Origin of the sequence: Pseudochrobactrum saccharolyticum (genome assembly GCF_008801715.1) — a bacterium.
GTDB lineage: Bacteria > Pseudomonadota > Alphaproteobacteria > Rhizobiales > Rhizobiaceae > Pseudochrobactrum > Pseudochrobactrum saccharolyticum.
Genome location: NZ_VZPG01000001.1, coordinates 136,870 through 150,951, shown reverse-complemented (window position 1 = coordinate 150,951; position 14,082 = coordinate 136,870). Strand labels below are relative to the sequence as shown.

The 14,082-nt window shown below is 51.9% G+C and carries 14 protein-coding genes; 10 read left to right on the top strand and 4 right to left on the bottom strand.

Features of this window, described 5'->3' with window-relative positions; translation table 11 throughout:
• Window positions 1-71: 71 nt before the first annotated feature.
• Both F7P81_RS00825 and F7P81_RS00820 read right to left on the bottom strand, forming a co-directional pair.
• Window positions 72-458, bottom strand: coding sequence for a TIGR02301 family protein (locus tag F7P81_RS00825; protein ID WP_151158064.1), 387 nt, complete (start codon window positions 456-458; stop codon window positions 72-74).
• Between the two features lie 57 nt (window positions 459-515).
• Window positions 516-941: an NUDIX hydrolase gene (locus F7P81_RS00820; protein ID WP_151158062.1), complete on the bottom strand. Its 426-nt coding sequence runs from the start codon at window positions 939-941 to the stop codon at window positions 516-518.
• 91 nt (window positions 942-1,032) lie between these two features.
• On the opposite strand from F7P81_RS00820, the gene F7P81_RS00815 reads away from it, so the two are divergent.
• Both F7P81_RS00815 and F7P81_RS00810 read left to right on the top strand, forming a co-directional pair.
• Window positions 1,033-1,830: an SOS response-associated peptidase gene (locus F7P81_RS00815; protein ID WP_151158927.1), complete on the top strand. Its 798-nt coding sequence runs from the start codon at window positions 1,033-1,035 to the stop codon at window positions 1,828-1,830.
• 208 nt (window positions 1,831-2,038) lie between these two features.
• Window positions 2,039-2,653: a LysE/ArgO family amino acid transporter gene (locus F7P81_RS00810; protein WP_151158060.1), complete on the top strand. Its 615-nt coding sequence runs from the start codon at window positions 2,039-2,041 to the stop codon at window positions 2,651-2,653.
• Here the strand turns inward: F7P81_RS00810 and F7P81_RS00805 are convergent.
• The gene (locus tag F7P81_RS00805) at window positions 2,627-2,809 is read right to left on the bottom strand and encodes a hypothetical protein (protein WP_151158058.1); all 183 of its coding nucleotides are present in this window, start codon (window positions 2,807-2,809) and stop codon (window positions 2,627-2,629) included. The two genes, F7P81_RS00810 and F7P81_RS00805, sit on opposite strands and share 27 nt — an antisense overlap.
• A 367-nt stretch (window positions 2,810-3,176) precedes the next feature.
• Between F7P81_RS00805 and cysS the strand changes: the two genes are divergently transcribed.
• From cysS to rarD, 4 genes are all read left to right on the top strand, one after another.
• Window positions 3,177-4,691 (top strand): cysteine--tRNA ligase, encoded by a 1,515-nt coding sequence (gene cysS / locus F7P81_RS00800; RefSeq protein ID WP_151158056.1) that lies wholly within the window; start codon window positions 3,177-3,179, stop codon window positions 4,689-4,691.
• Complete coding sequence (locus tag F7P81_RS00795) at window positions 4,673-5,170, top strand: GFA family protein (protein WP_151158054.1); 498 nt, start codon at window positions 4,673-4,675, stop codon at window positions 5,168-5,170. The genes cysS and F7P81_RS00795 overlap by 19 nt, the downstream gene beginning before the upstream one ends.
• A gap of 39 nt (window positions 5,171-5,209) precedes the next feature.
• Window positions 5,210-6,823 carry a citramalate synthase gene (gene cimA, locus F7P81_RS00790; protein WP_151158052.1) on the top strand — a complete coding sequence of 538 codons (1,614 nt, stop codon included), beginning with the start codon at window positions 5,210-5,212 and terminating at the stop codon, window positions 6,821-6,823.
• A gap of 118 nt (window positions 6,824-6,941) precedes the next feature.
• Window positions 6,942-7,865: an EamA family transporter RarD gene (gene rarD, locus F7P81_RS00785; protein ID WP_151158051.1), complete on the top strand. Its 924-nt coding sequence runs from the start codon at window positions 6,942-6,944 to the stop codon at window positions 7,863-7,865.
• A gap of 57 nt (window positions 7,866-7,922) precedes the next feature.
• Here rarD and F7P81_RS00780 read toward each other — a convergent pair whose 3' ends face one another.
• Window positions 7,923-8,528: an LOG family protein gene (locus F7P81_RS00780; protein WP_022712198.1), complete on the bottom strand. Its 606-nt coding sequence runs from the start codon at window positions 8,526-8,528 to the stop codon at window positions 7,923-7,925.
• A 335-nt stretch (window positions 8,529-8,863) separates the two neighbouring features.
• On the opposite strand from F7P81_RS00780, the gene F7P81_RS00775 reads away from it, so the two are divergent.
• The 4 genes from F7P81_RS00775 to pssA all read left to right on the top strand — a co-directional run bounded on the left by F7P81_RS00775 (window position 8,864) and on the right by pssA (window position 14,046).
• The gene (locus tag F7P81_RS00775; RefSeq protein WP_151158049.1) at window positions 8,864-10,174 is read left to right on the top strand and encodes an Ig-like domain-containing protein; all 1,311 of its coding nucleotides are present in this window, start codon (window positions 8,864-8,866) and stop codon (window positions 10,172-10,174) included.
• Between the two features lie 176 nt (window positions 10,175-10,350).
• Window positions 10,351-12,237, top strand: coding sequence for an ABCB family ABC transporter ATP-binding protein/permease (locus F7P81_RS00770; protein ID WP_075654617.1), 1,887 nt, complete (start codon window positions 10,351-10,353; stop codon window positions 12,235-12,237).
• A 286-nt stretch (window positions 12,238-12,523) separates the two neighbouring features.
• Window positions 12,524-13,222: a phosphatidylserine decarboxylase gene (locus tag F7P81_RS00765; protein ID WP_075654616.1), complete on the top strand. Its 699-nt coding sequence runs from the start codon at window positions 12,524-12,526 to the stop codon at window positions 13,220-13,222.
• A complete protein-coding gene (gene pssA / locus F7P81_RS00760; RefSeq protein WP_022712203.1) occupies window positions 13,222-14,046 on the top strand; it encodes a CDP-diacylglycerol--serine O-phosphatidyltransferase in 825 nt (274 codons plus the stop codon). The genes F7P81_RS00765 and pssA overlap by 1 nt, the downstream gene beginning before the upstream one ends.
• Window positions 14,047-14,082: the final 36 nt, after the last annotated feature.

The window sequence follows — 14,082 nt, the reverse complement described above, 5'->3', positions numbered from 1 at the left end:
TCTCTTGTTAACAGATTGCGATGGTTTGTGAATGGCAGATTTCGCCTTTATTGCAATGAATGAAGTTTTGGTTAATTGCCGTAATGGGCAACCAGTCCTTCAGAGAGCTTTTCACCCTGCAATTTAAACCGGTCGATTGCTTTCAGCGCCTGATCGGTACATTGGCTGTAATTATCAGCATAGCTGCGGTAGTTGTTGTTAAAGGCTGAAACCAGATTTTTACGTCGCGTTTCATCTGCTTTTTCAGCGGTGAGCAGTTCATTCATCTGATCGCGCCAGAGACTGGTTTTGTCGCCGCAAAGATTGCTCAAATAGTGGAGGGAGCCGAGGGTGCCTGCCAGCTGGATCATCTGGCTTTCATAGGGCGGGCCGCTGGTTTCCTGTGTTTGTGCCTGTGCGGAAAGAGCGGAAACAGAAAATCCTGTAACCAACAGGAAGCTAACAAGAAATCGGGTCATACATATACTCCGCGCCTTCACTATAAATTGTGCAGTAATCAGGCTGTTTCAAGGCGCTCAGCCTTCTTCCTGCAGAATACGGCGAGCAAAAGCCAAAGTGCTGACGGTCACAATATGCTGCAGCATATCCTCAACTGTCAGCCAGTGCAGCGAAACGGCATCGTCTCCGGCCTGTTCCTGTCCGCTGAGGTCATAAGCGCGGAAAATGCAAAGATTATAGACCTTGCCGTAAAGCCCTTCCTGAGACAGATCAATTGTATCGACCAGCCGCAGGCGGCTGCAGTGCAAGCCGGTTTCTTCTGTGAGTTCACGCCGTGCGGCCTGTTCGGCATTTTCTCCGGCTTCAACCCCGCCACCCGGAAAAGCGAGTGAACCTTTGAGTGGCTCCTTGCCGCGTTTCACCAGCAGGAAACGGTTCTCCTTACGGCAGATGATGGAGGCACCATGGGCGATGAGCGGGTGAGGGGAAATGTCCTGTATCATAGAATGAGTGGTAAAAACCTGCCCGCAGATTTGCAAGCTTTGTTTATCAGGTACCTTGACCTTTACGGTAAAACTCGCAACACCAAATATTATGTGTGGACGTTTTGCATTACTGGCAACAATTGATGAGGTGGAGGCGCAGTTCGGCGTGATTGTCGATGAAGCCTTTCCGCCGCGCTATAATATTTCACCGACCCAACCGATCATGATTGTGATGAACGGTGAAACACCGGCACCCGGCAGCAACCGGCCGGATCGTATTGCAATGCTGGTGCGTTGGGGCTTTGTGCCGTCATGGACAAAAGACCCGCTGAACTTTCCGCTGATGATTAATGCCCGTTCCGAGACGGCACATGAAAAGCCGTCTTTTCGCACTGCGATGGAGCACCGGCGTAGCTTGCTGCCGGTAACGGGGTTCTATGAATGGCGTAAACTCGGTGACGGCAGAAAACAGGCCTATTGGATACGTCCGCGCCATGGCGGAACCGTTGCGTTTGGCGCGTTGATGGAAACATGGGTGAGCGGTGACGGTTCGCAGATGGATACGGCAGCCATTCTGACGACGGCTTCCAATCATGCATTATCGCACATTCATGACCGCCTGCCGCTGGTGATTCATCCTGAGGACTATCAGGAGTGGCTGGATTGCAAGCGCAACCGTGCCAAGGATGTAAAGCATTTGCTCAAACCGGTGCAGGATGATTTTTTTGAGGCGATTCCCGTCTCGGACAAGATCAATAATGCCCGTTATTTTGGCACAGATGTGCATGAGGTAGTGGAAGAGCTGACAGTTTCCCAGGAACCAGTCGTCAAAAAACCGGCTAAACCTAAAAAAACTGCTGTCAAAAAGAAAACAGATGACAATGACGACCAGTTCAGTATGTTTTAATTAATTCTTTCAAAAACATAACCTAAAGCGCATCCCGAAAAGTGGTTGCCGGTTTTCGGGTAGGATGCGCGTTGATGTAAAGTTTGCATCCCGAAAAGTGGTTGCCGGTTTTCGGGTAGGATGCGCGTTGATGTAAAGTTTGCATCCCGAAAAGTGGTTGCCGGTTTGCGGATAAGATGCGCGTCAATTTAACAAGAACGAGTATATCGTGGGAACAGCAGCAATTTCGGGCTTTCTGCTCGGACTATCCTTGATTGTCGCCATTGGTGCGCAAAATGCCTATATTCTGAGACAGGGACTGCTGCGTCAGCATGTGTTTATTCTCTGTCTGATCTGTGCTCTGTCTGATGCCTTGCTGATTGCCGCAGGCGTTGCAGGGCTGGGCACACTGATCGCAAAGTCCCCTTCATTGATTACAGTGGTGACTGTCGGTGGCGTTGCTTTTCTGTTCTGGTATGGTCTGTCTGCTTTTCGTCGTGCAATGCATCCTGACGGGTTGCGTGCCGGCAATGGCGGTGCGGTCAGCCTGAAAGCTGCAGTCGGGACTTGTCTGGCGCTGACCTTTCTCAATCCGCATGTCTATCTTGATACGGTCGTACTGGTCGGCAGCCTCTCTGCCCGTTTTGAAGGGCAGGCGCGTCTGGCCTATGGGCTGGGTGCGATAACAGCCTCTTTTGTCTGGTTTTTCTCGCTCGGCTATGGTGCACGATTGCTGCAGCCGTTTTTTGCCAAACCTTCGGCATGGCGTATTCTCGACTGCATTATCGGCATCATTATGTGGGCGATTGCGTTCAGCCTATTTAGCCGTCTGTTGTGGTCGTAAGGTCTTATCTGACGGCAGATAAGAGACGTGCAGCCGCTTCTCGTCACGGTGGCTGCGCGGTGCCGACCGCAGAGCTGCCGCCAAAAATGCAGGGCCGATTGCACGATACTGCTCGGTAAGCTGATCTTTTTTAGATGCGCTGAAGATCTTTTTCATAATGTTTCCTTCCCTAACTCACAGCTCCCATTATCGTGAAAAATAGGACTGAAGCATGGCTGGAAATGTGCAAATTCGGGCGCAAATCTGGGTAATGTCACGGCGGTAATGCCGCGTGTCATGATGACTGCCGGTCACAAAAATCTCTGAGCTGTCTCTTGACGCGGCACAGGATCAGAGAGATAAGTGCTGTCATGAAAACACCATTCGCAAACACCATTTGTATTATTGCGGTCATTATTCGCTAGCAGATTGCTGGCTCGGATGTTTTCGTCTTCCTTTTCCTTTTGAAGCAGACAAATGCACCGGCCAGCAGGCTGCGCAAGTCTTGTTTGTGCTTTAGAACCGTATGTTAAAGGGAAGTCAGATGTCTGCCACTGAATTGCGTTTGTATAATACGCTGACCCGCAGGAAAGAGGACTTTGTTCCGATCAATCCTGATCATGTGCGCATGTATGTCTGCGGCCCGACAGTTTATGATTTTGCCCATATCGGCAATGCGCGTCCGGTGATTGTATTTGACGTGCTGTTCCGTCTGCTGCGCCATGTCTATGGTGAGAGCCAAGTGACTTATGCGCGTAACCTCACTGACGTGGATGACAAGATCAATGCGCGTGCCGTGCGCGATTATCCTGATCTGCCGCTGAATGAAGCTATTCGCAAAGTCACGGAAAGCACCAATGCGCAGTTCCAGAGCGATGTAACAGCGCTTGGCAATCTCGAACCATCCAGCCAGCCGCGCGCAACCGAACATCTGGAAGAAATGCGCCAGCTGATCGAACGTCTGATCGAGCGCGGTCATGCCTATGTGGCTGACGATCATGTGCTGTTTGCAGTTAAAACCATGAGCGGCGACCATGGTCCCCGTTATGGTGCGCTTGCCCGCCGCTCACTGGATGAGATGATTGCCGGTGCGCGTGTGGATGTGGCATCTTACAAGCGCGATGAGATGGATTTCGTGCTGTGGAAACCATCCAAAGAGGGGGAGCCGGGCTGGCCGTCTCCGGCAGGTATTGCGGTTCACGGTCGTCCGGGCTGGCACATCGAGTGCTCCGCCATGTCGATGGCCAAATTGCTGGAGCCGTTTGGCGGTGGTCTGAAATGCGAGGATCCGCTGAAAAATACCTTCGACATTCATGCCGGTGGTATTGATCTGGTATTCCCGCATCATGAGAATGAGATTGCCCAATCATGCTGCGCTTTTGGTTCAGAACGCATGGCCAATATCTGGATGCATAATGGTTTTCTGCAGGTCGAAGGTCAGAAAATGTCCAAATCTCTGGGCAATTTCATCACCATTGACGATGTGCTGAAATCGGAACTGCCGCAATTGTCAGGCACAGATGCGCCGGAAGAGTTCCGCCGTCGCTGGACAGGGATGGCTGCACGCCTTTCGATGTTGCAGACCCATTATCGTGAGCCGATCAACTGGACGCAGCAGCGTCTGAATGAATCCGGTGAAGAACTGGCGAAGTGGTATCAGGCGATTTCCGAACAGCCGGTTGCTGCTTCTGCGGATAAGGCAAGGGTGTTTGCTGATGCCATTGGTGATGATCTGAACACATGGGCTGCACTCACAGAATTGCGCAAAGCCTATAAACAGGGTGATGTGGAGGCGCTGGTTTCCGGCCTTAACCTGCTTGGTCTTCACGATGCGCAATTGCTGGCTGAGGCTGCGCAATATCTGTTCAGCGCTGCCGCAGATGTCGACACGGCAGATGTTGAAAGACAGATCGCCGAGCGTCTGGCATTCATTAACGGGAAAAATTGGGCGGAAGCTGACCGTATTCGTGACTCATTGCTGGCACAGAATATTCAGCTCAAGGACGGCAAAGATCCGGCTAGCGGAGAACGGGTGACAACATGGGAAGTGAAACGCTGAGTGAAAATCCGGTCGCCAGCGGCGGCTGCCAATGCGGTGCCGTGCGTTTTCGTGTGAAGGGGCAGCTGGGCAGTGCATCCATCTGTCATTGTCGCATGTGCCAGAAAGCCTTCGGCAATTATTTTGCTCCTTTGGTCTCCGTTAAAGAGGGGACCTTGGAATGGACGCGCGGAACACGAAAACTGTTCCGCTCATCCAACCATGTGCAGCGCGGCTTTTGTGCCGGTTGCGGCACACCGCTGACCTATGAAGCGCCGGACGGTCTGGCGCTGTCCATTGCGGCTTTTGACAATCCGCAGGAAATTGAGCCGGTTGTGCAATGGGGCATGGAGGGCAGGTTGCCTTATCTGGACAAGCTGAGCACCTTGCCTGCCTATACGACAGAACGTGATCCTGAAAGTGCGGAATTCGTGCGCACTATGGTATCTTATCAGCATCCGGATCATGACACTGAGACATGGCCACAAGGCCATGCATAAATCTCACGCATAAATACGGATATGGAGGAAAGAACAACAATGAAAAAAGAGCGTATCTATATTTATGATACCACCCTGCGCGATGGTCAGCAGACACCGGGCATTGATTTCTCTGTTGCGGATAAGAAAGCCATTGCCGCCATGCTGGATGATTTCGGCATGGATTATGTTGAGGGCGGTTATCCGGGTGCAAACCCGACAGATACGAGCTTTTTTCAGCGCAAACATACGGCAAAGGCGAAGTTCGCCGCTTTTGGTATGACCAAACGCCCGGGTGTTTCCACCTCCAATGATCCGGGCATGTCGGTACTGTTGCAGGCCTCCAGCGATGTTATCACCTATGTTGCCAAAAGCTGGGACTACCATGTGCATCTGGCGCTTGGTTGTTCTCTTGAAGATAATCTGGAATCGATCACTTCATCAGTCACTGCTGCGCGTATGGCCGGTAAGGAATGTATTGTCGATTGCGAGCATTTCTTCGACGGCTTTAAAGCCAATCCTGATTATGCGCTGGCTTGTGCCAAAGCGGCCTATGGTGCCGGTGCGCGCTGGGTAGTGCTTTGCGATACCAATGGCGGCACGCAACCGGGTGAAGTCGGTGACATTGTCCGTGCAGTCAAAGCTGTTGTGCCGGGCGAATGTCTGGGTATTCATGCGCATAATGACACGGAACAGGCTGTTGCCGTGTCGCTGGCCGCAATTGATGCCGGTGTGCGGCAGGTGCAGGGCACGCTCAATGGTATCGGCGAGCGTTGCGGCAATGCCAATCTTGTCACGCTGATCCCGACATTGATGCTTAAACCGGTCTGGGCAGACCGTTTCGAAGTCGGCATCAGCATCGATGCGTTGGCAGGTATTACCAAACTGTCCCGCACTTTTGACGATATTCTCAACCGCGCGCCGAACGATCAGGCGGCTTTTACCGGCAGTTCAGCTTTCGCTACCAAAGCAGGCATTCATGCTTCTGCTTTGCTGAAAGAGCCTAAAACCTATGAACATGTGCCGCCGGAAATGGTGGGCAATCATCGCCGTGTCATGGTGTCCGATCAGGGTGGTAAATCCAATTTTATTGCTGAGCTCAACAAGCGCGGCATTCAGGTTGCTAAAGATGATCGTCATCTCGATACGCTGATCGCGCTGGTCAAAGAACGTGAAGCGCAGGGCTATGCCTATGAAAGCGCGGATGCGAGTTTTGAGCTGCTCGCCCGTCAGCAACTCGGTGCGGTGCCGCAGTTTTTCCGTGTTGAAGCTTTCCGCTGTATGGTTGAGCGCCGCTATGACAGCAATGGCTGCCTGAAAACCGTGTCGGAGGCGATTGTGAAAATCATCATCGACGGTGAGGAGCACTTGTCGGTGGCCGAAGGTCATGGTCCGGTTAACGCGCTTGACCTTGCCTTGCGCAAGGATCTCGGCCGCTATCAGGAAGAACTGGCCGATTTGGAACTGGTCGATTTTAAAGTCCGTATCCTCAATGGCGGTACGGAAGCGATCACCCGCGTTCTGATCGAGTCGCATGATGCCAGCGGCCAGCGCTGGCGCACAGTCGGTGTGTCGGACAATATTATTGATGCATCCTTTCAGGCACTGATGGATTCTGTCGTCTATAAGCTGATGAAAAACCGCGAACTTGCGGGACATATTGCAGCAGAATAAAATTTGCCGTTTGCGGAGCCGATGAAACGGGAGTACCGGTTGTTACTGATGCAATTGTAATGAACGGCTCCCGCTGTAAGAATAAAGCCCGAGACCGGAAATCTGAGGATGGATAACTATGAGTGACCGGTCTCAAGCGGCAATGCCGGAGGCGACACGCGGTTTTATTTTCGCGATGCTGGCCTATTTGTTCTGGGGGCTTTTCCCGTTTTATATGAAAGCGGTTGCCCATATTCCGGTTGTGGAAGTGCTGGCGCATCGGGTGATCTGGTCATTGCCGGTCGCAGCGATCATTCTGGTGTTTATGGGGCGCACTAAAGATGTTGGCGCAGCCTTGCGCAATCCGCGCACATTGGCAATGGCCTGTCTGACAGCTTCCCTGATCACGTTGAACTGGGGCGTCTATGTCTGGGCAATTTTCAATGATCACGCGCTGGATGCGGCTCTGGGCTATTATATCAACCCGCTGGTCAATGTGCTGCTTGGCGCGATTTTCCTTAAAGAGCGCCTGACAAGAGTACAGCTGGTTGCCGTATTCCTTGCCGCTGCTGCGGTGGTGTTGCTGACTGTAGAGCAGGGCGGTCTGCCATGGGTATCTATCATTCTGCCACTGTCATTCGGCTTCTATGGTTTCTTCCGTAAATCTCTGCCGATCGGCCCGTCGCAGGGTTTCATGCTGGAAGTGATTATCCTGTTCATTCCGGCCAGTGCCTATGCAATCTGGCTATACACACAAGGGCAGGATCATTTTGTTACCGGTACGCCAGCGGATATTTCTCTGCTGATGCTGGCTGGGGTTGTTACCGCTGTGCCGCTGATTATGTATGCCACCGGCGCGAAACTGCTGCGCTACACCACGCTGGGACTAATGCAGTATATTACACCGACCATGCTGTTTCTGATCGCTGTTTTCGCCTTCAAGGAACCGTTTAACACAGTGCAGCTCTATGCTTTCGCACTGATCTGGGCAGGGTTGATCCTCTATACATGGTCAATCCTGAAAGAAGCACGAGCGGATAAAGCGATTGCCGCTAAATCTTAATCGGACACATAAAAAAGCCCCTCACTGAGGGGCTTTTTAAATAGTCATGTAATCTGCTTACATGCGGGCAATAATCTCTTCATCACCGGATGCATCGCCTTTCGCGGCTGCATCAAAGATGTAAGGGATAATTTCTTCCACAGTATCCAGCATTTTAGGCTGCACGCGATGGCCGGTATGGATAAAGCCTTCTGTGCGCATATGATCGAGCATGGCGATCATCGGCTCCCAGAAATGATTGATATTGGCGAAAACCATCGGCTTTTTATGATGGCCGAGCTGTGCCCAGGTCATCATTTCTACGATTTCCTCAACAGAACCAATACCACCCGGCAGGGTGACAAATGCATCCGAGCGTTCAAACATCAGCTGTTTGCGCTGATGCATATTCTCGGTAATGATCTGCTCATCAAGCATTTCATTCTGCTTGCCGTCAGCTTCTTTATTGAGAAGAAATGTCGGAATGATACCGGTGACTTTGCCGCCGGCCTTATAAGCGCCTTCTGCAACCGCGCCCATAATTCCTTTTGTGCCGCCGCCATAGATCAGGCGAAGACCGTTTTCTGCAATGGAGCGGCCAAGAGCCAGTCCTGCTTCCCGGTAAACCGGATTATTGCCGGTTGAAGAACCGCAATAGACACATATTGATCGAATCTTGCTCATGCTTTCTTTTCGCGCGCGGGCTGTTTGCCGTCAAGTTTATGCGGTGAAATCGGCCATGAATTCGGTTAGTAAAAATCCGTATAAAAAATCAGCTCTTTCACCGCTGTTCCCGAAGTCTTTTTAAAATCATTGCCTTGTACCGAAAACCATGTATAGCTGACATTTTATCGCGCAATATGTGACAAGAATTTTGGCGCTGATATGTGATATTCTTGCTGTAACAATAAAAAAGCGCTAGTTGTTGGCAAATGTGCTGCTTATACATTTGGATTTATAAGCAGACACAGCATGTTATAATATTTTTTTAAGCTTGGTGTTAAAAGGGTCAGCCCCGTATGCAGAATAGTCGTTATGCGCTTGCCGGTTTTGCTGCTGTTGTTATAGCAGGTGGTCTTCTTGCATATTTTAGCATGGCTCCGCAGAAAACGGATCAGCCTCCACAGGCACCTGCTTCAAAAACAGCAACAGATAACAAGCCTGCTGCGACGACCCAGCCTGAAACTCCTGCCCAGACTGACAAGCCTGTTGCGGGTAATACTGCTGCAACGGCGGATACCAAGCCAACAGAACCGGAAAAAACAGTGCCGGAACAGAGTGTCACAGTTCCGGTTTTTGATGTGCTGCGCCTTGAAGGCAACGGCTCACTGGTCATTGCCGGTAAAGCCGCACCGAATTCTGTGGTTGATGTGATTTCCAAAACCCGTGTGCTAGGCTCTGCCAAGGCCGGTGAGAACGGTGATTTTGCAATTATTCTGGATGAGGCGCTGAAAAGCGGCGACTATCAGCTGGTTCTGCGCGCAACTGCAGAAGATAATTCCGTTGCAACATCGCAGCAGACCGCGATCCTCTCCGTTCCTGCAACACCGGATGGTCAGGTTCTCGCACTTGTTGAAGAGCCTGGTCAGGCCAGCCGCATGATTACTACGCCGCAGGCCAGTAGCGGAAATGCTGCGCAGACAACTGAGAATAAAGATGCACCGGCAGCTGCGCATGGTAATGATGCTGCTGTTACCCTGCTGCCGTCGCAGGCCGTACAGGGCGGGCTTGCAGAGGGCAATTCTCAGGATGCCGTCAGCATTGCCGTGGAGGCCGTGGAGATTGAAGGCCGCTCGGTATTTGTCGCCGGTCATGCACGCGGTGGCCAGACGGTTAATGTATCAGCCAATGAGACTTTGCTCGGCACAGCTGTCATCACCCCTGAGGGGCGCTATCTGGTGCAGACCCAGCAGCCGCTTGCTGTCGGTGACTATATTATCCGTGCTGATCTGATGGATAAGGGCGGTAAAATTCTGGCCACAGCGCGTGTACCTTTCCGTCGCGAAGCCGGTGAGAATATTGCGGCTGTTGCTCCTGCAATCGCCGCGCAAAGTGCACCGGATGCCGGACAGGCCGCTCAGGAAAGCCAGCCTGCCGGAGAGACACAGGCACAGCCTCTGGAAAAAGCGGAAGGCTCGGTGATTATCCGTAAAGGCGATAATCTCTGGACAATCTCCAAGCGCACTTATGGCAGCGGCACGCGTTATACCACGATTTATCTGGCCAATACTGATCAGATTAAGAACCCTGACCTGATCTGGCCGGGACAGGTTTTCGTCATGCCGAAAACCCCGCTCAGCGAGCAGGATGTGAAGCAGAAACTACCGTAAATCCTGTTTCTCCGGAGTGTGTTTGTCTTCCTCACAACATTGTGCAGGCGTTTTGTTTCTATCACGCCTGCAGCTATGATAAGACGATGAAGAAACTTGCAGCAATTCTGCGGCACTTAGACCGCAATACAGCATGAAGGCGGCAGCAGTGACCGTCTGTGGCGTTAAATAAAAAGATGAAAAAACAAAAAACAGTCTCGGCAGAATCCGGTCAGACCCTGAAAACACTGGCGAAACTCTGGCCATATATGTGGCCGAGTGAGCGTCATGATCTCAAAATGCGGGTCGTCTGGGCGACCTTCTATCTGGTCATCGCCAAATTCGTGCTGATGCTGGTGCCTTATTTTTTCAAATGGGCAACGAATGCGCTGGATGGTTCTTTCAAACCGGAAAGCTGGGTGCCGCAGATTTTTGTCGGCGCTTTGATGCTTGTCGTTGCCTATAATCTGGCACGTATTATTCAGGCCGGTCTGAACCAGTTGCGCGATGCGTTATTTGCCCGCGTCGGCCAATATGCAGTGCGTCAGCTTGCCTATCGGACTTTTGTGCATATGCATAAATTGTCGCTGCGTTTTCATCTTGAGCGCCGCACCGGCGGCCTGTCCCGTGTGATTGAACGCGGCGTCAAAGGCATTGAAACCATTGTGCGCTTCACCATTCTGAGCTCGGTACCGACCCTGCTGGAATTTGCGCTGACTGCAGCGATTTTCGGTTTCGCCTATGGTGTCAGCTATTTGATCGTGGTTGCGGCAACGGTCTGGCTCTATATGTGGTTCACCGTCAAGGCGAGTGACTGGCGTATTAATATCCGCCGCGAAATGAATGAATCCGATACGGATGCCAATACCAAAGCGATTGACTCACTGCTCAATTTTGAGACCGTCAAATATTTCGGCAATGAGGCGATGGAAGCCGAGCGCTATGACCGCTCGATGGCACGTTATGAAAAAGCGGCAACCCAGACATGGACATCGCTTGGTTGGCTGAACTTTGGTCAGGCCGTGATTTTCGGTGTCGGCATGATGATCCTGATGGTGATGTCTGCCCGCGAAGTACAGGCCGGAACCCATACACTCGGCGATTTTGTCTTCATCAATGCGCTGTTAATGCAGCTGTCATTGCCGCTGAATATGATCGGCTTTATCTATCGTGAAATCCGTCAGGGGCTTACCGATATTGAGCAGATGTTCGATCTTCTTGAAGTTGAAGAAGAGGTTAAAGACAAGCCCGATGCACCGGCTCTGGCCGTCTCGCAAGGGGCAATCCGCTTCAACAATGTCAGCTTTGCCTATGATCCGTCCCGTCCGATCCTGCGCAATATCAGCTTTGAAGTACCATCCGGCAAGACCATTGCGATTGTAGGACCGTCCGGTGCAGGTAAATCAACCATCTCCCGTCTGCTTTATCGCTTCTATGATGTGCAGCAGGGTTCGGTGACAATTGACGGGCAGGATATCCGCGAAGTGTCGCAGGTCAGCCTGCGCCATGCGATTGGTATGGTCCCGCAGGATACGGTGCTGTTTAACGATACTATTGCCTATAATATCCGCTATGGCCGTCCGTCGGCGACTGAGCAGGAAGTGGAACAGGCTGCCAAGCTGGCACAGATCGACCGTTTTATCCAGCTATTGCCGGAAGGCTATCAGTCGATGGTTGGCGAACGCGGACTTAAACTCTCCGGTGGCGAGAAGCAGCGCGTGGCGATTGCCCGTACAATTCTGAAAGCCCCGCCGATCCTGATCCTTGATGAGGCAACCTCGGCACTGGATACAGCAACCGAGCAGGATATTCAGCAGTCTCTGGATCTGGTCAGCCGTGACCGCACAACATTGGTGATTGCGCACCGTCTGTCGACTGTTATCAGCGCCGATGAAATTATCGTGCTTAAAGACGGCCAGATTGCCGAGCGCGGTACCCATCGTGATCTGCTGGTCGAAGGCGGACTTTATGCTTCCATGTGGGATCGTCAGCGTGAAGCTGATGAAGCGGAAGCCCGTCTGCGTCAGGTTCGTGAAAGCGATGAACTTGGCATTGTTATTCGCGGCGCCCCTGCCGGAGAATGACAGGGCACCGATGATCCTCTATGATGACAGCAGATATTCGCACTGGCTGTTCATTGTATATGCATGCAGCAATGGCGGTTCCGGTGATATCAACATCACCTGAACCGTTTTGATTCCGTATCAATGCGGAATATAAAAAAATCAAAACCGGTGCTTGCGGTAATGTTCTGTGAGCATTTTGTTATGATAAAGCACGAATATCATGAATTTTGTTGCGCTGTTTGCGCTTAATCATTTTAAACGCTGTTACTTTGCGTTATTGAAGCGGAAAATCTGAGGAAAACCGATGAGCCTGTCCGATACCATTCGCAATACTTTTGTTCCTATCCACCGCGAGGGCTACCCCTTTATCGCAGCATTTTTTGTTGTGTCGCTGTTGCTTGGCTGGTTGTGGGAACCTTTGTTCTGGGTAGGGATGGTGCTGACCATCTGGTGCATTTATTTCTACCGTGATCCGCTGCGTATCACGCCGCTGGATGACAAACTCGTCATCAGCTCTGCAGATGGCAAGATTTCTTCTGTTGGCATGTGCGTTCCGCCGGCAGAGCTGGATCTGGGTACAGAGCCGATGCTGCGCATCTGCGTGTTCATGAATGTGTTTTCGGTTCATATCAACCGTGCACCGGTGCGTGGCAAAATCACTGCCGTGATGCACCGCCCGGGTAAATTCCTGAATGCGGAACTGGATAAAGCCAGCACTGAGAATGAGCGCAATTCGGTGCTGATCGACAGCGCCCATGGCACCGTTGCCGTAGTGCAGATTGCCGGTCTTGTAGCCCGCCGTATCGTTTGCTGGTCAAAAGCCGGTGAAGATCTTTCAACCGGCGAGCGCTTTGGTCTGATCCGTTTTGGTTCGCGTAATGATATTTACCTGCCAAAAGGTGCCGTTGCCCGCGTTGCTGTCGGCCAGACGGCTGTGGCAGGTGAAACCGTTCTGGCAGAATTTGATGAAACGCGCACTGCGCCAACTGTGCGGATTGCCTGATGCTTGAAGCACCTTTCCCGCCGCTGGATCCAAATGGCAATACGGAAGGGCGCGGTCCGCGCTTTTCCGAAATTCCGATGCGGATCATCATTCCTAATCTGATTACCGTTCTTGCGATCTGTGCAGGCTTGAGCGGTATCCGTCTTGCCATTGAGCATCGTTTCGAACAGGCCGTGGCTATGGTGCTGCTTGCAGCCTTTCTCGACGGTATTGACGGACGGATTGCGCGGCTCCTGAAAGGGTCTTCCAAATTCGGTGCCCAGATGGATTCTCTGGCCGATATCGTCAATTTCGGCGTGGCTCCGGCACTGGTGCTCTATCTGTTCATGCTTGATCAGGCCGGTTCTTTCGGCTGGATTGCCGCACTGATCTATACGATTGCCTGCTGTCTGCGCTTAGCGCGCTTTAACGTAATGCTGGAAGATCCGAACCAGCCTGCATGGCAGGGTAATTATTTCATCGGTGTTCCGGCACCGGCCGGTGCGATGCTGGTTTTGCTACCGGTCTATTCCGGCTTTCTCGGCGTGCTGCCAAGCAAGGCTCTGGCCTATGGCACAGCAGGCTTCACGATTGTGATTGCCTTTTTGCTCGTCAGCCGTCTGCCGGTTTATAACGGCAAAACCGCAGGCAGCTTTATCCGTCGTGACTTTGTTATGCCGCTGATCCTCGGCGTAGTAATCTATGCCGGTTTTCTGATGAGCTTTACCTGGCAGACACTGACACTGACAGCTTTGGCCTATCTGGTATTTCTGCCTTTCAGTGCACTGGCATGGAAGCGCCGTTTCGCGGCGGAAGAGAAAAAGTCCTCTGAAAATCAGGCGTGAAACTGTTCAGATAATGAAAAATAAAAAGCCCGCTTT

Excerpts from the sequence above, each read along its gene's own strand:
- cimA (WP_151158052.1), top strand. The coding sequence starts at position 5,210 with ATGAAAAAAGAGCGTATCTATATTTATGATACCACCCTGCGCGATGGT.
- F7P81_RS00765 (WP_075654616.1), top strand. The coding sequence starts at position 12,524 with ATGAGCCTGTCCGATACCATTCGCAATACTTTTGTTCCTATCCACCGC.
- cysS (WP_151158056.1), top strand. The coding sequence starts at position 3,177 with ATGTCTGCCACTGAATTGCGTTTGTATAATACGCTGACCCGCAGGAAA.
- F7P81_RS00775 (WP_151158049.1), top strand. The coding sequence starts at position 8,864 with ATGCAGAATAGTCGTTATGCGCTTGCCGGTTTTGCTGCTGTTGTTATA.
- F7P81_RS00770 (WP_075654617.1), top strand. The coding sequence starts at position 10,351 with ATGAAAAAACAAAAAACAGTCTCGGCAGAATCCGGTCAGACCCTGAAA.
- F7P81_RS00825 (WP_151158064.1), bottom strand. The coding sequence starts at position 458 with ATGACCCGATTTCTTGTTAGCTTCCTGTTGGTTACAGGATTTTCTGTT.
- rarD (WP_151158051.1), top strand. The coding sequence starts at position 6,942 with ATGAGTGACCGGTCTCAAGCGGCAATGCCGGAGGCGACACGCGGTTTT.
- F7P81_RS00780 (WP_022712198.1), bottom strand. The coding sequence starts at position 8,528 with ATGAGCAAGATTCGATCAATATGTGTCTATTGCGGTTCTTCAACCGGC.
- pssA (WP_022712203.1), top strand. The coding sequence starts at position 13,222 with ATGCTTGAAGCACCTTTCCCGCCGCTGGATCCAAATGGCAATACGGAA.
- F7P81_RS00820 (WP_151158062.1), bottom strand. The coding sequence starts at position 941 with ATGATACAGGACATTTCCCCTCACCCGCTCATCGCCCATGGTGCCTCC.
- F7P81_RS00815 (WP_151158927.1), top strand. The coding sequence starts at position 1,033 with ATGTGTGGACGTTTTGCATTACTGGCAACAATTGATGAGGTGGAGGCG.
- F7P81_RS00795 (WP_151158054.1), top strand. The coding sequence starts at position 4,673 with ATGGGAAGTGAAACGCTGAGTGAAAATCCGGTCGCCAGCGGCGGCTGC.
- F7P81_RS00805 (WP_151158058.1), bottom strand. The coding sequence starts at position 2,809 with ATGAAAAAGATCTTCAGCGCATCTAAAAAAGATCAGCTTACCGAGCAG.